The 21,425-nt window shown below is 58.5% G+C and carries 13 protein-coding genes; 9 read left to right on the top strand and 4 right to left on the bottom strand.

Features of this window, described 5'->3' with window-relative positions; all coding sequences use genetic code 11:
- Window positions 1-15: 15 nt before the first annotated feature.
- Window positions 16-942, bottom strand: coding sequence for an aldo/keto reductase (locus tag OKW45_RS02700; protein WP_429465752.1), 927 nt, complete (start codon window positions 940-942; stop codon window positions 16-18).
- 429 nt (window positions 943-1,371) lie between these two features.
- Window positions 1,372-1,662: a hypothetical protein gene (locus tag OKW45_RS02705; protein WP_429465754.1), complete on the bottom strand. Its 291-nt coding sequence runs from the start codon at window positions 1,660-1,662 to the stop codon at window positions 1,372-1,374.
- An 856-nt stretch (window positions 1,663-2,518) separates the two neighbouring features.
- On the opposite strand from OKW45_RS02705, the gene OKW45_RS02710 reads away from it, so the two are divergent.
- Window positions 2,519-3,511, top strand: coding sequence for an IS5 family transposase (locus OKW45_RS02710; protein WP_018422560.1), 993 nt, complete (start codon window positions 2,519-2,521; stop codon window positions 3,509-3,511).
- Between the two features lie 643 nt (window positions 3,512-4,154).
- Window positions 4,155-5,600, top strand: a complete 1,446-nt coding sequence (locus OKW45_RS02715; RefSeq protein ID WP_018422284.1) for a PQQ-binding-like beta-propeller repeat protein — start codon at window positions 4,155-4,157, stop codon at window positions 5,598-5,600.
- Window positions 5,601-6,155: 555 nt separating this feature from the next.
- On the opposite strand, the gene OKW45_RS02720 is transcribed toward OKW45_RS02715, so the two are convergent.
- Both OKW45_RS02720 and OKW45_RS02725 read right to left on the bottom strand, forming a co-directional pair.
- Window positions 6,156-7,463 carry an MFS transporter gene (locus OKW45_RS02720; RefSeq protein ID WP_429465757.1) on the bottom strand — a complete coding sequence of 436 codons (1,308 nt, stop codon included), beginning with the start codon at window positions 7,461-7,463 and terminating at the stop codon, window positions 6,156-6,158.
- 305 nt (window positions 7,464-7,768) lie between these two features.
- On the bottom strand, window positions 7,769-8,506 hold the full coding sequence (locus tag OKW45_RS02725) for a GntR family transcriptional regulator (protein ID WP_429469207.1): 738 nt from the start codon (window positions 8,504-8,506) through the stop codon (window positions 7,769-7,771).
- Window positions 8,507-8,652: 146 nt separating this feature from the next.
- Between OKW45_RS02725 and OKW45_RS02730 the strand changes: the two genes are divergently transcribed.
- The 7 genes from OKW45_RS02730 to OKW45_RS02760 all read left to right on the top strand — a co-directional run bounded on the left by OKW45_RS02730 (window position 8,653) and on the right by OKW45_RS02760 (window position 21,362).
- The gene (locus OKW45_RS02730) at window positions 8,653-9,957 is read left to right on the top strand and encodes an MFS transporter (RefSeq protein ID WP_429465759.1); all 1,305 of its coding nucleotides are present in this window, start codon (window positions 8,653-8,655) and stop codon (window positions 9,955-9,957) included.
- Window positions 9,954-10,841, top strand: a complete 888-nt coding sequence (locus OKW45_RS02735; protein WP_429465761.1) for an amidohydrolase family protein — start codon at window positions 9,954-9,956, stop codon at window positions 10,839-10,841. The genes OKW45_RS02730 and OKW45_RS02735 overlap by 4 nt, the downstream gene beginning before the upstream one ends.
- A gap of 7 nt (window positions 10,842-10,848) precedes the next feature.
- Window positions 10,849-12,135 (top strand): ATP citrate lyase citrate-binding domain-containing protein, encoded by a 1,287-nt coding sequence (locus OKW45_RS02740; protein ID WP_184024357.1) that lies wholly within the window; start codon window positions 10,849-10,851, stop codon window positions 12,133-12,135.
- A 27-nt stretch (window positions 12,136-12,162) separates the two neighbouring features.
- Window positions 12,163-14,862, top strand: a complete 2,700-nt coding sequence (locus tag OKW45_RS02745) for a CoA-binding protein (protein WP_429465763.1) — start codon at window positions 12,163-12,165, stop codon at window positions 14,860-14,862.
- 737 nt (window positions 14,863-15,599) lie between these two features.
- Window positions 15,600-16,928, top strand: coding sequence for an adenylate/guanylate cyclase domain-containing protein (locus tag OKW45_RS02750; protein ID WP_429465765.1), 1,329 nt, complete (start codon window positions 15,600-15,602; stop codon window positions 16,926-16,928).
- A gap of 620 nt (window positions 16,929-17,548) precedes the next feature.
- Complete coding sequence (locus OKW45_RS02755; protein WP_429465767.1) at window positions 17,549-18,025, top strand: GNAT family N-acetyltransferase; 477 nt, start codon at window positions 17,549-17,551, stop codon at window positions 18,023-18,025.
- 781 nt (window positions 18,026-18,806) lie between these two features.
- Window positions 18,807-21,362 (top strand): MinD/ParA family ATP-binding protein, encoded by a 2,556-nt coding sequence (locus OKW45_RS02760; RefSeq protein ID WP_429465769.1) that lies wholly within the window; start codon window positions 18,807-18,809, stop codon window positions 21,360-21,362.
- Window positions 21,363-21,425 lie beyond the last annotated feature (63 nt).

Here is a 21,425-nt window from a genome sequence, read left to right on the forward strand (position 1 = left end):
GCTCCACTCGCTCCCTCACCCGATTCGCCGCATGCGTTCGTCGACTTCCGCCCAGATGTCTTCGGGTAGTGGGAACGTTGCGGCGCTGACGTTCTCCTCGATCTCCCGCGGCGAACTGGCGCCAACGAGAACGCTGCTCACGCCCATGTGACGTATGGCAAATTGCAGCGCCACGGCCTGCAGCGACACGCCGCGCTCCTGCGCCCATCGCCACCAGTCCAGCGCTGCGGCTGCGTCAGGATGGGCGGCTAGGCGCGCGCTCACCATGGGATTAGGACCGGCAAGAAGACCGGTCATCAGCGCTCGCCCCACGAGCACTCCCATGCCCGCGGCGGCGGCCTCCGCGATCACGCAGGCATCGCTGCTTCGGATCAACGAGAAATCGTCGTGGATGAGAATGGCATCGAAGCGGCCAGAAGCGATTGCCTGGCGATGATAGCTGGCTCCCCGGATCGCGAAGGCGATGGCGCGGACTTTACCTTCGTCGCGCATGCGTTCGAGTTCGCCGACGGCGCCGTGTGGCCCCAGAACGGCGGCCATGTCGATGGCATCGGTCGCATGCACCTGCACGAGATCAACTGAATCGAGGCCGAGGATCTTGAGGCTCTCCTCTACAGACCAGCGGGTGGCGCCCGCCGAGTAATCGCCGTGTCGGGCGGGGTGCATGCCGACCTTTGTGCACACGTGGAGCCCGCTGGGGCGCCCGCCGATCGCGGCTAGCGCTTTGGCAAACCGCTGCTCGCACACGCCGTAGAAAGGGGAGCCTTCAATGTAGTTGACACCGAGGTCAATCGCGCGAAGCACCGTCTGGACCGCCGCGTCCTCCGGCACGGGGCCGTAGCGGCCGCCGAGGCCGGCTCCGCCAAGCGTCAGCGTGGTCACCTCGAACCCGGCGCGCCCCAGCGGCCGGCGGGTCAGGATGGGAAGGAACGCGTGTGGCATTTTTGTCTCCGATCCCTCTTCGTCTTCACATAAGGCTCGGGTGCCAGATGAGACGAAAAAACATCAATCTTTCATCAATAACTCACCCGATAGCGGCAAGGTCGTTGAATACCGTGCGCGGGTGTCTTTGTGGTTCAAGTACGAAGGCTGAACCGATGACAAACGCAAAGGGTATCTGCTTCCCGCCTGTTGTAATTGTTTTTGCTCAACGCTTGCCTGGCGACTCCAAGCGGTGCACCATCCGCACTCCGGTTCAGACGCCGTACCTTGCCCAATCCGCTCTGTGGGATCTTCCTGATTAACGTGCTCAGGCCGGTCTGGACGAACCTGGCAAGCAGTGTGTGCGTGAGGAGCAGCCGCTGAGGCCGGTTACGTACCTGCCAATCCGGTCGCTGAACTCACGCGCTGCCAGTCGCCAGCCGAAGTTACTTACTTCAGGTGAATGAGGACTGATCCCTCCGATACTTCCGGCCCGGTCGCGCCGGTGTCTCCGGCGTTTTTAGCGATCCAGTCCTTCGCCTTTTGCACGCTTTCATCAATGCCTGCCTTGTCCTGGCAAACAGTCACCGAGAATCCGCCATCGCCGCTGCGTGCAAGGGTGTAGCCGACAAAGCCTTTGACCGAACGCATCAGTTCTTCGACGTCAGTCGTTCGCTTCTCCAGCAGATCGAATAACTCCTTTGCACCCTTTCCGGAATACCGCCTTATAACAGTCTGCATGATTGGGTCCTCCTGTTGATGGACCAACGAGACGAGTTACGCCGCACAAACAATGTGCGCAGGCTCTAACTGCTCTTTCCGAAAGCGTGGAGTGCGCGCAACTCATTGAGAAGACCGCGCACCGGATATCCGCGACCTTACCAACCTTACCAAGTGTAGTAACTTTGCCGTCGTAGTAAACCGGGCAAGCCGTGCAAAATCCTGGTGCCTTCAGCCAACGTCCGTGTCGAAAACACCCGCCGCGAAGCTCACCCGGATGCTGATGACGGTGTTGACGGCCTCCACCCATGAGCGAGCGGCGGCTATAAAGGCCAATGAAGCAACGATCAACATCGCGAATTGAATGGCCGCTTCCTAGGTGGAACCGACGCCTGAATGTCCGTGCGATCGAGCCGGCGAATGACGCTTCGTGGCCGCTATCTGTCAACGGTTGATTCCTGCAAGCGTCGATGCAATTTCTCGGTCTAGGAAAGACCACTCGTCCCCCGTACTAAGCACCTGAAACCTGGGCCAACCGGTTGACCCGCCCGGGAAAGCGCGCGCCTTGCAGGTTGCCTCGGCGTTCGAACGGACTCGACGAACACTGCAAGGCTTTACCCGACTTGGCGGCGCAACAGCGCACGTCGCAGCGGATGCTGGCCGATGCGTTGCTCGCCAAACATGGCTGGAAGACGATGGACACGACGCAGGGCGCTACATCGGCCGACTAGGCCACGTCTGTGGCGACGCCGCGCCTGCGTCAAATGGAAAAGGCCGTCGCGGCCCTTAGGGAAACACTGATTTATCAGGCTCGGCCGTCATCGCTGAGGTGTCCGAGTGCGTTGTAGAAGGAAGCTCACGGAACGGACCCATAGTGATGAAGCGGCAGATCAGCTTTGCAGAAGCGGAAAGTGCGGGCAAGAAGCGGGTGACCAGGCGTCAGCGCTTCCTGACAGAGATGGAGAGGGTCGTCCCATGGCCGCGGTTGCTGTCGGCGATCGAGCCGTACTACCCGAAGGGTGAGCGTGGCCGTCCGCCGATTGGTCTGGAGCGGATGCTTCGAATCTACTTTCTGCAGCAGTGGTACGGCCTGTCGGACGAAGGTCTGGAAGACGCGATGTACGACAGCATCGCGATGCGAGCCTTCGCCGGCATCGATCTGGCGGTCGAGGACGTTCCGGACGCGACCACGCTGTTGAAGTTCCGGCGCCTGCTGGTCGAATATGACCTGACGCGGAAGCTGTTCGACGAGATCGGCATTTCGCTGTGCGAACGCGGATTGATGATGAAGGAAGGCACGCTGGTCGACGCGACGATCATCGAAGCGCCGTCGTCGACCAAGAACGCCGGGAAGAGTCGCGATCCGGAAATGCATCAAACGAAGAAAGGTAACGAGTGGCACTTCGGCATGAAGGCGCACATCGGCGTCGATGCCGATTCGGGACTGGTTCACAGCGTGGTCGGCACGTCCGCCAACGTGTCGGATGTCTCGCAAGCCTATGCGCTGCTGCACGGGCATGAAGAGGAAGCGTTCGGCGACGCGGGCTACATCGGCGTAGACAAACGCGACGAAATGAAGGGCAAGTCGGTGAAGTGGCGCGTGGCGGCCAAGCGCGGAAAGATCAAGGCGATGCAGGACGGTCCGCTGAAGGACCTGGTGGTTGCGGTCGAGCGAACCAAGGCGCAGATTCGCGCACGGGTCGAGCATCCGTTTCATATCGTCAAGAACCTGTTCCGTCATCGCAAGGTGCGCTACAAGGGACTGGCCAAGAACACGGCGCAACTGTTCAGTCTGTTCGCCCTGGCGAACCTGGTGATCGCGCGAAACCGGTTGCGGTCGGTTCATGGGAGCAGTCCGTCATGCGTGTGAAAAATGCGAGAAATGAGGCGCATCCTCAGGTCAAAACTCACCAGAATTGCCAACGCTTCATTTCGGCATCCGGAAATTCCGAACCAGCGCCGCCGACAACCTCGCGGGATGGCCTATTAATCAGCGATTCCTTAGTTCATCGAGTTTGTCCTCTCATCGTTGTGACAGGACGGTATAGGTCTGAACCAGGAGGCCAGACGAGCGACACTTTAAGCTTTTTGCGCACCGTACGTGACCGAGGCTGGATTTTCGAGACTCGGTCTATCTCGTCGTCGAGCGGCGCAACAAGCGTGGGCGCCTGCCAACATCAACAAGCGATGTGTCTGACTCAAACCACCATCCCATTCTTTTCTCCTCGGCGCGGCGCAAGCTCGGAACAGAACAACCTCCGCACGCAAAGCCCGCAAATTCAGTCGGTTAGCCTAGAACTCGCCGGTGCACCGCGCGATTGGCCCGATCTGTGCATTTAGCCGCTACGGAGAGTCAGTCGCTGTCTGCTCTTGGCTGCGAAGACGGGCATCGTATAGCTCACGCGAGTAGCCGAAGCGCATGGCCGGACTTGAGGCGGTAAAGCTGGTGCCTCCTGTACGGTCGGGGCAATGCGAGGCACTGCTCGTCACTCAAGTTATCGAAGGAGGCCGTGATGAATATTAAACCGGTGCTGTGTGCTGTCGCTCTTGCGGCGATTGCGAATGTCGGATACACCGAGTGGAGGTATCCACATGCCGACGCGGCGAACACCGGCTTCGTCAAGGTCATCACGGCCCCCGCTACCGAGATGCTACGCGCGGCGACGATTGGCCCTCTGGCATCAGGCGCGGGTCCAGTCGTAGGTCCGGACGGGACGGTCTACATCGGCAATCTCAACGGACAGGTGCTCGCATTCCATGCCGATGGAACACCCTCATGGAGCCGTCAGCTTCCCACCGGGCAATGGGTGACGTCCTCGCCCGTGGTCGGTGTGGATGGATCGGTGTATGTAGTCGCCGAGACACGCGTTCTCGTCGCGGGAGAGACGAGCGTCTATCGATACGAGTCCACGCTGCACAAATTCTCTGCAGGTGGCGGATGGCTTTATCAAGCGCCATTTCCACAGCGCTGGGGCAATACCAAATACAGCAGCCGTGGTGACGCCAACGCTGCGCCGAACATCTGGAGCAGCAACGGCGTCGAAACCATCATCGTGCCGGCGGTCTACAGCATACCGGCGTACACCTCTCTGCGACTGGTCGCGTTCGCCACCAGCGGCGCCGTGCTGGGCGACGTCCTGGTATCGGAACCGTCGCCCGGAACGGTGACAGGCGACTGGCTGCCGCCATGGTCGTTCGACGTTCCCTCGGAGCCTCCATCGTGCACGGACTTCTCCGTTTGCCTGCCCACCGACACGGGTTGGCCGCTATCCGACGTCGCAATCTGGCAGAGCGACAAGGGGGAGCCGCCGACCGTGATGGTCTCCGACGCACTGCAGGATGTAGTCGGCTACACATTCGAACCGGCACAGGGATTCACTGAGCGATTCCGCGTGCATGACGCGAATCGTCGAGTATCCTCGGGCCCGCTCATCCTGCCCGATGGTCATACGGTCGTAGCCGCAACCAGCGACAAATCGAACCGGCTCACGTTTGCCGGCCCGAATTTTACGCCGGCGGCCGATTCTACGGGCAATCTCGGCGTCGTAGCCGCCGTTCCAACGCGGTTGCCGGATGGCAGGCTAGTCGCCGTCGAATACAAAGGCGGCCTAGCAGGATTTTCCAATGCTAATGCGCTCAACAGCCATCTCGGCTTGCCCGGCCAGTCCATCGTTCCGGCCGCCGCATCATGCAACCTCGTGTATGTCGCAACAGCGGGCGCTTTGACCACGCTGAACATCGCAACATTGCAGCCCGTAGCGACGTTGAAGTGGCATGGCGGCGGACGCTCGGCACCGGTCATCAGTTCGTCGGGATATGTGTACGCGACGGCCGCAACCAGCAGCGACTCGACAAACTTCATGTTCGTCTTTCCGCCGCTCAGTCCGCCTGCGACCAGTTTTCATGGCACCGCGTGCGACACAAACAAGACGACGTCGGGTGGCCTTTCCGCGAGGTAGGACCGGTGACGCAGCTTTAGGAAGACGGCTGGCCGGCTTTACCCGGTCAGCTCGCCGATTTCGTGCACGCTCGACACCGGCCTTCGGTCCGGCCCAACCTGCATCACTTGATTGTCGCTGAGGTCGAATACTTACGCACTTCGTTTGTCAGCTTTCGGAGTGATGCAGGCCCCACATCGGCAGAGACTTCTACCCGTCGAATAACAGGTGATGACCGAACCCGGTCCGGCATAGAACGACCGGCGCGGTCGGCCGTCGGCCGGCCGAACCGGGCAGCAGTCGACCCCGAAGAGACATTCAGCTAGCTCGTAAGCGGTCGTTCACCTCGTACAAACGATGGGGTTACAGGCGTACAACCCGTCATATATCCGAAGAAGCACAAAGGGCGACGAGCGCTCGATTTGAGCCTTGCTACGGAACTGCCTCCAGCCAGCCCGGATGGCTTTAACCGTTCGCGATGTTGAACCGCACTCAGCCTGCAACCAGTCGAAAAGTGCGGCTCGAATAAGTGCACGTTGCATCTGTGCAAAGAGCCCAGGCGTCTCAGCGCTCTCGTCAAAGCGGAACCGTTGACGATGCAAGCGCCGCCTTGCGATGCCCACCGACTGTCCACGCAATCGCGGTCCCGATTGCGAGAGCTAACAGGCATGCAGTCGGAACAAGCATTGGTGCGACATGGCTATTACTAACTTTGCCGACGTACGGCATCAGGTTCTGTGCGAAGAACCCTCCGAGATTGCCGATGCAGTTGATGGCGGCGACACTTGCCGCGGCTCGAGCGCCGGAAAAGAAGCGCGGGGGAAGCGACCAGAAACAAGGGTACAGCAGAGGAATACAGGCGCCACCCACACACAGGGCGATGAAGCGCAACGAGACCGTCGGCAATACGAGACTGGAGGCAAAACATACAACGCCGATGCCTGCGACCACGACCATTGCTTTTAATACCACCTGTTCACGTTTGAGCTTCCCGGGAAGCCAAAGCAGAAGAAGTGTCGCGAGTGCCCACGGAATCATGTTAAGCAGGCCGTTGACGCTCGACGAAACGCCCCAGCTCTTAACCAACGTGGGCAGCCAGTACGTAACGCCGTAGAGCGACGTCGACATCAGCATGTAGGTTGCTGCGAACATGAGAACCTTCGGGTCAAGCAATGCCGCCCATGGCCGGGACTCCTTTGCTTCCGGGGACGCATCGCGCACAAGCGCTGCGACCACAATGTCCTTCTCGTCCTGGGAAAGGAAGTTCGCTTCCCTGACGGAGCTCGGTAGATATTTAAGCGCTACGAAGGCAATCAGTATTGCCGGAAGACCGGTGGCAAGGAAGACCCATTGCCAACCCGCCAGTCCCAGTGTTCCGCCCAAGGAAAGGAGCAGCCCTCCGACCAGCGCGCCAAGCATGTTTGCCAGCGAACTGCCGAGGGTAAACAGGCCAAGCACACGTGTCCGGTAGCTTTGAGGAAACCACTGCGTCAGGTAGTAAATGACGCCTGGATAAAAGCCGGCTTCAGCAACGCCCAGCGCAAACCGGAACGAGTAAAAAGCTGGCAGGGACTTGGTGAACGCCATTAGCACTGTAACGACGCCCCACGTAATCATGATGCGAGCGAGCCACGTCCGGGCTCCAAAACGATGAAGCGCCAGTGTGCTGGGCACCTCGAACAGCAGGTAGCCAATGAAAAACAGCGATGCTCCAAGGCCATACGCGGCTTCCGTCATGCCGAGTGCCTGAACCATTTCCAGTTTCGCGAAGCCGACGTTCTGCCGGTCGATGAATGCGATGAGAAACATGACAATCAGCAGCGGCATCAGCCGCCATGCCATTTTCTTCATTACCTGCTGCTCACGTGTTACGGACGTAGACATGTTCGCTCCAGTTCCATGCCCGCTGCCGCTCGACTGGCGTTTCGAAAACGGTCAGTCAGACGAAAACAAGCAGATTGATATAGTCATATATATGTTTGTATGTTTGAGGTCGGGCTGCAATGAGGTATAACCCGGACGAGCGCACGCAAGCGAGCTGCGGCCGCAGCTGGCGACCAGTGATGTATTCGGCGAACGAGGTGTAGAGCCTGAAAGTCGCGGGAAAATGCGACTTGCCGGGTGACAGAGAGTCAGTTCGCGTTGTCGGTCCCTATGACGGCACCGAACGCGGCGAGGGAGTCGCGTTGTCAGCGAATATCGACCTGATACTGGAACGCTGCAGCAGCACCACGCGTGGTGCGCCATTCAATAGGTGTCCCGGCGAAATCGGATGCCACACGGTGCACAAGGATTACCGGGCTGCCAACGTCGATATGCAAGAGCGCTGCATCAGCGTCCGTCGCCTGTTCGACGTTGAGAATCTCGGTTGCGGATGCGACGATCTGGCGGCAAAGCCGCTCATAGAGTGGATAAAGCAAATCCTCGAAGCCACCAAGGGGCAGAGTCGCCAGCGCGTCGAAACGGCTTCGAGGTAGCCATATTTCTTCCGACAAAACGGGTTGTCCCTCAATCAGTCGTACCCGCGAGAGATGAACAGCCTTCTCCGTCGCCTTCATCTGCAAGGTTGAGCGAATCGTCTCGTTTGGCTTGACGACCTCGCGGCTCAGCACCTTCGCCGTCGGTCGGACCGGCTTGCCGTCAGCTGACTTGAACCGGAAGAAGCGGAACAACGACGAATCAAAGCGCGGGCGCCGGACAAAGGTCCCCTTTCCCTGGGTGCGGGTGAGCACCCCGTCGGCCACCAGCAAATCAATGGCTTTCCGAAGGGTGCCGGTCGACACGTTATAAAACAGGCTGAGCTCCGCCTCTGTGTCGATTGCCTTTTCTGGCGCCCACTCGCCCTCCGCGATGCGACGCACCAGGTCGTCGCGCAGCTGCTGGTATCGGGGCAATCGACCGTCTGGCTTGGCCGAGAACGATTGCATATCCAGATTCATATAGTTGTTCACAGGAATAGTCACTGTACAACATCTGCACGAACAAGGGTAAATCCCCAATGACTTCTTCGCCGAGGCGCCTAAACTAAACATATAGTCATATACATGAATATATGAATTACCTGGAGACGGCGATGTTCACCTGGTACAAGCAAGGCACACCTCTCGAACGGAACACCTTCTGGGGATGTTTCGCGGGTTGGGGCCTCGATGCCCTCGATGTGCAGATGTTTACCCTGGCAATCCCCGCAATCATCGCAGCGTACGGCATCGACCACACGCAGGCGGGCGCAATCAGCGGCGTGACGCTGGTGTCATCGGCGATGGGCGGCTGGTTGGCGGGCGCCTTGTCCGACAGGGTTGGTCGGGTGCGGACGCTGCAGATCACGATTCTCTGGTTTGCAGGATTCACCTTCCTTTGTGCCTTCGCCCAGAGTTTTCCTCAACTACTGGTCCTGAAGGCCCTGCAAGGATTCGGGTTCGGCGGAGAGTGGGCTGCAGGCGCCGTGTTGATGGCTGAGACCATCCGGACGGAACACCGCGGCAAGGCCATGGGCGCGGTACAGAGCGCCTGGGCTGTCGGCTGGGCCGGCGCAGTGCTGTTGTATGCCGCAGCTTTTTCGTGGTTGCCGTCAGACACGGCGTGGCGTGTCATGTTCGGTGTCGGCCTGCTGCCCGCGCTTCTCGTCCTTTACGTCCGCCGCAATCTCCGCGAACCTGTGCGCGTTGAGCCGTCTCGCGCTGAACCAGCTGTTTCTGTGTGGGCGCAAATCGCGCAGGTGTTTCAGCCGCGCGTCATCAAGACCACCGTTATCGGCGCGGTTCTGGGCACAGGCGCACACGGTGGGTACTACGCCATCATGACCTGGCTGCCGACCTTCCTCTCCAAGGAAAGACATCTGTCGGTCCTCAACACCGGCGGGTATCTGGCGGTTGTTATCGCGGCTTTCTGGTGCGGCTGTATGGCGAGCGCTTACCTGCTCGACCGTATCGGACGCCGGCGCAACATCGCATTCTTTGCATTTTCTTGCATCGTCACCGTGCTCGCCTACGTGATGCTTCCATTGAGCAACACGCAGATGCTTGTTCTGGGCTTCCCGCTAGGCTTTTTCGCCGCCGGCATCCCGGCCAGCCTGGGCGCACTTTTCAACGAACTCTATCCTGCGGACATGCGCGGAACAGGCGTCGGCTTTTGCTACAACTTCGGTCGCATCGCCTCGGCGGGTTTCCCTGTGCTGGTCGGATATATGAGTCATTCGATGTCGCTGGGAGCAGCGATTGGTATCGATGCCGCAATTGCGTACGGGCTGGCGATGGTTGCCGTGTTGCTGCTTCCCGAAACGCGCGGCAAGCGCTTGCGGCCGGCCGGCGTCGAGCAGGCTTCACAACCGGTCGCCGACGCCGAATTAGCGCTTGACCATCCCCGGAGCCAGCGATGACCCAGGCACCATCCATCGCGCGGCCACGGCTGCCGCGCGTTGACACGCACGCGCACGTGTTTGCCAGGACGCTGCCGCTCGCCGACGGACGGCGCTACGCACCCGACTACGACGCAACCCTGAACGCCTACCGGAAGCTTCTGGACGAGAACGATATTGGCAATGCCGTCCTTGTCCAGCCCAGCTTTCTCGGCACCGATAACAGCCATCTTTTACAGGCGCTGACCAGAGACATAAGCCGGCTGCGCGGTGTGGCAGTCGTGTCCCCCGAAATTTCAGAAGACGACCTGGTGCGGCTGAACTGCCAGGGTGTGACGGGCGTGCGTCTGAACCTTGTCGGGCAGACGCTCCCCAAGCTGGGCTCGGCGCCATATGTAACGCTTTGGCGGCAGTTATCAAAACTAGGCTGGCATGTTGAGTTGCATAGGGAGGCGTCGGACCTGGCGCCGCTCGTCAGCACTTTGCTGGATGTGGGCTTGCCAGTCGTCGTTGACCATTTTGGCCGCCCTGACCCGGACAGCGGCACTCGCGACCCGGGGTTTCACGACCTGTTGGAGTTTGGCCCATCTGGCCGCGTGTGGGTCAAGCTTTCGGGTGCCTATCGGTGCTCGGAGCCGGACTCGAGTTTCATGCGCGATGCCACGGACCAGCTCATAGACGCATTTGGCGCCGAGCGTCTGATGTGGGGTAGCGACTGGCCACACACGCAGTTTGAACATGCGACGGCCTACAGCCAGACGCTTGGCGCGTTGCTGGACTTACATCTTGCGCCCGCGATTGTCGAGGCAATCCTGTGCTCAACCCCGCACTCGTTTTACGGGTTCGACAAAGACCCCGTGAGGGATATTGTCCCGACGACACCGACTTCCCAACTCACTTCCTGAGGTCATCATGCAAGTCACCGGTATGTTGCACGGCGCCAGATTGCTGCAGTTCGTGGGCTTTCCGACGCCCGAGATTCTGGGTCCGGACGCCAGCGAAGAGCAGATTCGAGCGATGCTGAAAAAGCACGGGATGATTTTCATCAAGCCGGTTTTCAAGGGCGGCGTTGGCAAAAAGGGCAAGGCCGGTCTGATTGGCCGTGCAACTGACCTGACGACCGCCTTGAAGGAGAAGGAGCGCCTTTACTTCGTCGAGCATCACGTCGCCAACACCGTTTCAAAAGCCAACGGCGTGACGTTTGAGGCGGGAGTGCCTGCCGAGTATGAGGTCTACTTCTCGATTACCGACTCGACACATTTCCGCGCGCCCACCATGACGCTTACGCACCACGGTGGCGTCGACATCGAGGAACTGGACAAGTCGCAAGTTGTGCAGATTCCGTTTGACCCGCTCACCGGGCTCAAGGCGTTCGTCGTGGCGAACGCGCTTTCGACGCTGGGCGCACCCAAACAGATTATCTCGCCGCTTGTACAGCACCTCCCCAAGTTGTGGGAGCTCTACCACGGGTTCGGAATGACGACCCTTGAACTCAATCCAATCCGGATGCGCGAGGATAGCAAGGGAAGGCTGACACCCATCGCCTGTGACTTCAAATGCGGTTTCGACCGTGACGACCCGCGCTGGCAGCGCCTTGACCTGCCCGCGCATCTCTTCGCAGTCGACTATTCAGACTTCGAACAGGAAATCAACCAGCTTCGCACGTATCAGGGGCAGAGCGACGTCTACGTCATTAACGCGAAGGGCAGCATTCTCGCTCCGACGTTCGGTGGCGGCGCGAACTCCCTTGTCACGCAAATGCTCGGAGACGACGCCATCATCTCGTCAGACTTCGGCGGCAACCCACCCTACGAAAAGATGAAGGAAGTCGCCCGCATCTGCTTCAAGCACTGGATTGAGCAGAGCAATGTGCTGTTCATCATTGGTGGAAAGTCGAACAACACGGATATTTTCGAAACATTTCGCGCAATGGCCGACGCGTTACGCGAGCACTTCAGTCTGCACGGCCCGACGCCGCTCTATGTGGTGGTCGGCCGTGGCGGTCCGAATCTGGTTCGCGGAATGGGAGCGTTGCGCGACACGCTCGATTCGCTGGGATTGCCGTACACCTTCTTCGGCTTTGACTCGGACATGAGCGAGGTGGTCCTGTACGCGAAAGAGGTGGACCAATGGATGAAAGCAGGCGGCCGTGAGCAGATTGCCGCGAAGCTGGGAATCTCGTTCAAACAGACTGCCTGAGCGTCTCATCGACTGAGGAGTATCACTATGTACAAGCAGGGCATTGGCGATTTTAAATACTTCGTAGGAATTAGTTCGTTATCCCAAGTTGCAACAAAGGACGACCGCGTTTGCGTGCTCAACATTCTGGGCGGCGAGTCGAGCGATGTCACGCCCGTCGGTCATGCCTATTCCGGTGGCAATGTGGTATTTGGCACGGCTCCGGGAAAGCGCGGCCAGGTACTGGAAACGGCACTTGGAAGCGTGCCGGTCTACAACAACGTTCTCGAAGGACTGAACGATGGCCACAGGTTCAACTGCGGCGTCATCTACCTCCCTCCTTCCGCTGCACGAGATGGCGTGGCCGAGCTTATCCGCGTCAACCCGGAACTGACGAAGATTTTCATCGTCACCGAAAAGCTGGCCGTCAGTGACTCCCGCGAAATCCGCGCGATGGGTCAGTCCAACGGCATCGACATTTTTGGCGGCAACAGCCTCGGCGTAGCTGACGCCTGGAACCAGGTGCGTATCGGCGGAGCGCTGGGCGGCGACAATCCTGAAGAGGCATTGCGACGCGGCTCAATTGCATTGTTCTCGAACTCGGGCAACTTCACAACGACCATTGCAACCTACCTGCGGATGGCCGGATGGGGTACGACAACAGCCATTTCAAGTGGCAAAGACGTCTACATTCAATTCGCGGCGCCCGAGTTCGCTGCGGCCCTGGCAAACGACGCGCGAAGCAAGGCGGCCGTTCTTTATGTCGAACCGGGCGGATACTATGAGCTCGACGCCAACTTCACAAAACCGGTGGTTGCGTGCGTCGTGGGGCGCTGGAAGGCGAAGCTGACCCGCGCAGTGGGACACGCGGGTGCCATGTCTGGTGGTGCAGACGACGCTGCATCAAAAGAACAGTGGTTTCTCGATAAATTCGGGGTATCGAGCGTGTTCACACCGGACAATCCGGTCGTGTCGGCAAAGGGCGCTCTTGTCACGAACATCGCGCACATACCCGCCGCTCTGACGGCTGTGATGCGTGAAAACGCCTGTCGGCCCGATTTCGAGCCTGAGGGCAACCTTGCTTTGAAGCCGTGGTTTAGCAGTCACCGCGGATTGAGCCTGCCGCAGGCGCTCGATTTGCCTGTCGTGCAGGCCACAGCCCCATACGATGCCCAGATTGCCGCGCTCGACAAACAGGTTGGAGCTGTACCACCGCGACAGTCGATGAAGGACGCTTCTGGCGCGTCGCAGATGGACCCGAAGTCGCAGGTGACCAGTCTGTACGGTGTTTCGATGCTTGATGCGGCGCAGTACCCCCTTGAGACAAACGTAAGCCTTGCGCTGCTGCACGAACCCGGCGGGATGAACGACCGCGCGCTAATCAATGTCGCTGTGAGTGTGTTCCTGAACCTGTATGGCCATCCTGCGCTCGCGGCGGCGCAGGCTGCACGGGATGCCGGTAATGCACCGAACACTGTTCTTGCCGCCGCTGCGAGCATTATCGGGCCGCGCGGGCAAGTCGGGCCCCGCCAGGCGGTCCGCGCTCTAATCGACGCCTTCGCTGCGGTGAGGCTTGAGAACGCGACGGACGAAAATTTCGACTTTTCTCGCGCCCAAGTCAGCGACTTAAGCCTGTTCGTCGGCAGCGAACCTGATTTGCGGGCTCGCGCAATCCTGGACGGACTCAACGCCCGCGACGTGAAGTCGACGTTCGTGCGATATATCGAAAGCCTGCCTGGCGAACCGACTACTGACGCCGTACTGGCGGCCATTTGCGCGACGCTCGCATGGGGACCGCTAATGCGCAAACGCATTTCGCGCCTTTCGGCCGAGAGCCTTCCCTGGTGGATACAGCTGTTCGGTTCTTTAATCGGAGCGTCGGTGCCGTCGGATCAGCACTGCCCGGACAGCTTCTGCGGCGTCGAAACGAAAGCAATCCTGGAGCAGCGGTCGCTTGGTGAAACCGCCTTCAGCGCGTTGTTTGGATTGTCGCCAGGCACGAGCGACTTGTTTTCCTTCCAATTGCTGGTCGGTCTGCTGCTGTCAAATGGACCCGGAACGATTTCCGCGCAGGGTGCAAAAGGTGCGGTCTCTGCTGACGGTCCCGAAGACCCCGAACGCGTCCAGCTCAACAAGGCGTTAATCGGCTTCCTGACGCACAGCGGTTATACACACGGCGGAAATGGATTCGAGGGAATTGCATTTTTGCTCGACCAGTTCAGGGATAGTGGACTGACTGACCCGGGCGACCCGGCTCACGGGCTCGATCTGAAAGCACTGGCGATGATGTACGTGGAAAGTTATGCCAAATACAAATCGAGCAAAAAAACGAGCGGCAGCCTCGACATTCAGAAGATTCCCGGCGTGAATCATCCGGTGTTTAAGGACAAGCCGGTCAACCACGATCCACGTGAAGTGTTCGTTCGGCAGTTGTTCGCCGAGCGTGACGAATATAACATCTTCCACGACTTCTATCGGACGTTGGTGCAAAGTCTGTTCGACGCCGGGGTTTCGCGAAACGTCTACTGCGTCAACGTCGACGCGGTGATTGCCGCGTTGCTGCTCAAGATGCTCTGGCAGCCATATCGTGACGGAACCTATTCCCGCAACGCCTTGGAGACGGCCGCCTTCACTATATTTCTATACCCCCGCATGCTCGGCTGCGCGGCTGAAATCGACGACCATATGAACCGCGGAAGGAACATGGATACGCGGACACCCGCGTCGGAGTGCCGTTTCGTCGCGTAGGGGGATGACCCGGCAGCGCTAGACGTCCTTCTACGCTGCCGGGCTTACGCTCACATCTGTCTGACGTCCCTAAGTTGCGGCGGTCAAACCGGTTCACTGCCTCTGATGTGTGCTGTACCCGGACCAAGGACATGCGCAAATCCGAACGGCAGGTTTAACGCGAACAGTCAGCAATTTCATCATTGACGTCTTCTGCCTGGCGGAAAGGAAGCAGCGTCAGGACCATCGTCTCGGCTCGTCGATTGTTGACGATCCAGGTCTTGTTAGCGAATGACCGAATGTGGCCGGCAGTACGCATTCGCGCAAGTCGCCGGAAAGCTGCCTTTGAGGATTCCGACGTCGGCTCTGTAAAACGTTCATCGAACAGGTCCTATCGGCCAAGAGGCGACGTTCGTCCGCGACTTCGCTCGGTCACTCAGATGTCTGCTCCGCCCAGACAAGAGACCTTCGTGTGCGCACTTTGTCAGTCGTGTCCTCGGCGGAACCAGCCTTCGCACGGCGGAGTTCCCCACAGCAGGTCGGCTGCCGCACTACGAAGTCGTACAATCGGGTACGCGCACGTGCTGGCCGCTCGCCCGCGTCTACCGCACATTTTCGCCGCTCTGCGTTCACCCGTACTGCGCGTCGGTCTGATTCCGGACCCCGTACGCGTTATTGTGGCCGGCGTATCGCGACTACGCCGTAGACTACGAGGAGCGGAGAGCGCGTGGAACCCTTTGTTCGAGATGCGGGGTGAAATGATGCAGACCACGAAGTATGTGAAATCTGAGGGCGTGTCGATCGCCTATCGCATTTCAGGCGAAGCGGGGCCCACGTTGCTGCACGTCCCTGGCGCCATCTCAAACCTTGCTCTCGAGGAGACGATCCCGAACCGCGTCCGATACATCGAGCAGATGTCGCGGTTCTGTCGCGCAGTCCGCTTCGACAAACGCGCAACCGGTCTTTCAGACCGCAGTGCGGCGCCGCCGACGTTTGCCCAGCAGGTGCCCGATGTGGAGGCGGTACGCCAGGCTTCGGGCGCTGAGCAACTGGCGCTCCTGGGGCTCTCGCAAGGCGCCGCCGTGGCAATCCTTTATGCGTTGAAGTTCCCGGAACGCGTGACCCATCTGATTCTAGTTGACGGTGTCTGTTGCGACGCGCGGGATCCATACCTTCCGATGTCTGACACCAACACGCTCGATGACTGGCCTCGATTCTTCGGTCTTATGCAGGACGACTTCGAAGCGTTCACGTTCAGGTTCGCGTCGATCTGCTTTCCCGGCGCAACAGCGGCCGCGCATAAGTCCTTCGCCGAGTTCCTTAAGGCGACGGCTAATCCGTCAGCCTTTGAAGCCCTGTGGCGAGGTGTCGTCGCGATCGATCTACGGCCGGTACTGAAGGAGATCGCGTGTCCGACGCTGGTGGTGCACGCCCGGGGCGACCAGCATCACCCCGTTGTGCACGGGCGATATCTTGCGGAGCACATCCGCCGAGCACGCTACCTCGAGCTCGACACGGCATTTCATGTACCCACCGTCGATCAGGCGATCTCCGATCAAGTGGCCACCGCCATTGAGGAGTTCCTCACTGGCGACATCCACCATACCGCAGAGCGTCGCTTTGCGACGCTGTTGTTCACGGACATCGTGGATTCGACCGCGCAGCAGCGCGCGCGTGGGGATCGAGAATGGCGCGCCACACTCGAGGCGCATGAGGCGACGACGCGCCGGCTGGTGGAGCAGTTCGGTGGACACGTGATCGCAGTCGAAGGAGACGGCGTGGTGGCGGAGTTTCCCGCCGCAGGGGAGTCGCTGCGAGCAGCCCGCCTGATTGTTGCCGCGGCTCGCGAGCAGAACGTCCCGATCCGCGCTGGTCTCCATGCAGGCGAGCTCTACGAGGCCGGCGGCCAGCGGTTCGGCATCTGTATCAGCATAGCCGCGCGAGTAGCGGCGCAAGCGGGCGCCGATGAGGTGCTCGCCACCGAACTGGTGCAGGGCCTCGTGGAGGGTTCCGATCTCTCGTTCACACCGCGCGGCGAATTCAACCTGAAGGGTGTTGGATTGCGCCGGCTTGTACAGCTCGTCTAGTGGTATCAGGTGGATTCGATTGCGTAGCGGCAGAGGCGACGGTGGCACTTGCTGTGCCGATGGCCGCTGATAAGAAGATTGAACAGTCGAGGTGTGGACAGGACATGAGTCATTTGCGTGAGGCTGCACGCGGCCGAGGCCGTGTGAAAACGCGCTCCGCACGAAGCCTTCTCAAAAGTCGACCCTTCAGATCGCCGCGTATCGGCCTGATGGCGACTCGGGAAGGGTAAAGCGACACCCGAAAACCGAGTACTTTTCCGTTTTCACACGGCCTCGGCCATTTTGAGACATTCGCGTCGACCGCTTACATTGGTGACAATCGTCGATCCCCGTTGACTGTAATCTTTTAGAGATGCAATATGTCTGCATGAACTCCGACACTCTCAAATCCATGATGTGCACCATGACTGCCGACGGCGAGTCGTGGGAATCGTGACGTTCATACATCACATATAGACTTCCTCAACGGCCCCGCCAGTCATGACGGGGCCGAGTCTTTTTAGTCGCTCCGAATGCATTGGCGCAGATAGGAGTGATTGCATGCATTACAAGATACGTGTTGCCGTCTATCAGGGCTACGCCCGCGTGTCGACTTGTTTGTTCGAGCCGAGGGGCGTGGCATGGTGACGATACGAAAAGCGAATTGCCATGACGTCTGCGACGCTTGGGATATCCGCAAAACCTCGGTGCATGCCGCGTGCGCCGAGTATTATCCCGAGGCGACCCTTTCTGAATGGGTCGATGGCACGCTCACCGATAAATGGGCCAGCGTTGTCGAAAACGACTTTTACGTTGCCGTCGATGAAGAAATAGTCGTTGGCACGGGAATGCTTACGGTCGCAAACGGGCAAGTCGACGCAATCTTTGTGAGGCCATCTCATATGGGACTTGGCATTGGACGCAAGATGCTGCAATTTCTCGAGGCGTTGGCCGGCGTTCATGGTGTTGCCTCAATGCGTCTCGATGCAACGCTAAACGCGGCAGCGTTCTATCGCCGTTGTGGTTGGGCCGGAAATTCGGTATCGACCTACCATAGCCCGCGTGGACTGGAATTGGCTTGCGTGCCAATGACGAAGCATCTGACCTTCGGAGCGTAGGTTGCTACGGCCGACGATTGCCAGCCCATCCGGCGATAGTCGGCCACGAGGAGCCGTCCGGTCGCCCCGTCGTCACGACGTTCAGGCGGCGGTTCCGCTCTGACAACGGCCGTTCGATTGTCAGTGATGCAAGTCGCATAATTGGCCATTCCGGCCCCTCGCGACCGATCAGAACGGCCATGACCGCGAGTCTCCCTTCGAGCCCCGCGCCGACGAAAGTCAACACGTTTGTGTCGCCGAAACGCGTGCGACGGAGCATTAAGCATTCGCTAAAGTTCTGATTTTCGGAGGCAGGATCGGGTAAACTGCAATTCTTCACGATACAACTACCGCTGCGCCCGATAAAAATGATTTTCGACACGAATATCAAAAGTTTTCTTGATGGGGCTGCAGCGTCTTCGTCGCTTCCGATCGTGGGAGTCTATTGCTTCCTGATAGGTATTGAGCTCACTTTGAAGCGGGCTCTGCAGAGCTATGGAGGCCATGACGTCCCGAGCCTCCTGACAAGTTTAGTAAATCGCCCTGGGGTTAGTAGTGCGGTCCGCGGAGCGGGAAAAACCCACGCGCAACGTCTAAGAACATGCCTTGGCTCAATCGCAACTCAGTCCCATTCTGGCACGCCGACGAAATGTCCGTCAGACAGTTACCCTTACATACGATACTCGCTCCTCGCGGTTGACGGCTGTGCTGCGCCAAATGTTTCGCGCGAACTTGCGACACTCTATGTTCAGGTCCGTGCCATCTTGCAGTTTTTCAAAGACAATCAAGTGGAGCTGTCATTGTGACGACTCTCTCAGGTTTTATCTCCGCAGTGAAGCAGCAGTATGGCGATAAGATGCGCGCCATATTTCTTCACCCCACTTTGTATCTTATCGTTCGTGATGAGCAGTTCAATGCGCTCTCCGATGTCGCGAGGAGAGAGGTTCTTTGCCAACGAGCAGGCGTCCCGCCTGTAGAACTTGATCGCCTACAGCGGCTGGTTTCGCTGTCGCTAAATCTTCTCGATGAAAACGATGCGGACAGCGTTGAGTTTTTGGGCTCCGGCAGCGGATCGCACTGGCTCCCGTGGTTCGGAAACGATACGCAGCCTAGTCTGGAGCATCAGCAACTAGCAGAACAAGAAGCGAACACCCCACGAGTCATTCACTTCTACGGATACAAGGGGGGGCAGGGGCGTTCTACGCTGTTGGCACTTCTTGCAAAAAGCCTCGCGAACGATGGGTATCGAGTTCTTGTCCTCGATGCAGATCTTGAGGCTCCCTCGCTCGACAGCCTGTTCGCTGTCGCCTGCGACAATCCTGAATCGACGTTCATGGGCCTCTGTGGATGGACAGAGACGTGGCAGCCGATCGCTGGCGTCTACGTGGGCACACCAAAGGGAGGCAGTGTTGATTTGGTCGCAGCCCGCCCAAGGTCGCCAGCGTATGACATGGACTACGCAGCGTTCTTGCTTGGTGCGTCTCTTGATTCGCAATCGCTTGAAAGCGGAGTAAGAAACCTACTTGGACTAGCACAGACGACGGGTGATGGATCTGGTTATGATGTAGTGCTCGTTGATCATCGAACAGGCCTGTCGACATCTGTTTTGCCAATTATGCAGTCCGCTCCGGGTCCGGTTGTAATCTTCGCGCGGCCTGATTCGATGACCAGTCGCATGGAGATGTCGTTGATCGACACTCTACTGACACAGGACTTAGAATGTCCCGGCGTATTTGTTAACTTTTCATTAGATCCGTCCTATGACGGTGAGTCCCGCAGCAGTTCTAGTAAATTCGCTCAGACCTTGCTTGAACGCCTGTCAATTGCACTCGGTCGCCTTGACCCAAGTGCTGACGCGATTGATCCAGTCGAGCTCGACGAATACTGGATTCATTGGTATCACGACTCGCTTCTTTTAAGGGACGTATTACCCAGTCCCAGCGAAATACATCCTCGAAACGCCCAGTCAATCCGTAGGTTGCGGGAACTTCTTGTCTTGGACGAAGCACGGCAAACCACAGTGGTAACCGCCACTCCGAAGCTAACGCTAAGCGGAGGAACGGATGAGGGCTGGTTTATCCTTACACCCGAGTTGGCGCGCCTTTTCAAGCCCGACAATCCGTATCTTTATATTTTTGGAAGAAAGGGAACCGGTAAGTCACGCTTGCTCAGGGAGTTGCATGCAAGAGGACTCGGTGAAGCCTTGTTCGTAGCCTCAGACTATCAAGGAGGCGGTGTAACTAGCAATGGCCTTACAGCGACCTCCTTATTAGCTGCATGCGGTAATGACGCAGAATGCTTTTGGTGGTCATTGCTGCATGCAGCCACTGACACGTCCATTTTGACAAACGTCCCTTTGAAGAAGCGAGTCGATTCGCTGATTGCAGACGGAGCTGACTTCAAGAGCTACGGCACTCCGTACGAACTGGCAAAATCATTGTCCGGGAATCCAACGAAAAGAGTGTTTTTGATCGACGGCATAGAGACTGCCGTCGGCGGTGTGCGCTTAAAACCCTTCGTTGAGGCGCTCTTTCGGGTACTCGGTACTATCCAGTTTGAGCCTGACCTCTCGCCGCTGACTGCGCGTCTTTTTTTGCGCTCTGATTTGGCTCAATCTGCTACGCAAAATGTTGAACAGCAAACCGAGGGACGAAGCTTCGAGCTGCGATGGGATCGCCGCGCCATCTTGAACTTCGCGGTGGCTCGGATAGCCAGTCTCGCATGGTTTGTAGACAACTTTTCAGAGACCTGCGAAGGTATTGAGGCCAAGCGTGATCAAATTTCGCAAGGGTTATTGTCTGAGGACGAAGCTGAGCAATTCTTGCTTCAAGTATTCCCTGCGTCATTAGAGCGCAATCGTCTAAGAGCACAAACGTTTTTCGCCACTTATTTCTCCGATGCTGGGGGTGACGACGAAAAGAGAGCATCCTTCTACCCACGCCTCTTTGACGCATTCCTGCGACTTGTAGCGGAAGACGCGATCAAACCGGCAGCGGCTGACAAACAAGAAATCATCGTGAATGGTCGATTGGCGAGTCGCTTCATTATGGACGCGTATGACCGCGCCTCGGGGACCTTCATCCGCGAAGTGCAAACAGAGCTGTACACTCTTTTGGATCTTGAGCAAAGCGACGTTGGGCGCTTACTGGATGCGTTCACTGGAGCAAAGACCCCGTTCGTGGTGGAGGAAATGATTGGTCTTCTCTCGGAGGGTACGGACCTTGAGGGAAAGAATATCCGCGAAAGCCTGCTTCGGATGAAGGCCTTAGGTATGTTCGAGGATAGACCAGGCTATGCCGGTCAATGGCGGACAGGGCGAGTTTACAAAGCTGGTCTTAAGATGAAATATGTCCGTTGATCATGCTACGGTTTGCCCTCGATCAAAACGATTCGAGGCGTCCGGCGTGAGTAACGTCTAAGC

Source organism: Paraburkholderia lebeckiae, assembly GCF_050436225.1.
Lineage (GTDB): Bacteria > Pseudomonadota > Gammaproteobacteria > Burkholderiales > Burkholderiaceae > Paraburkholderia > Paraburkholderia tuberum.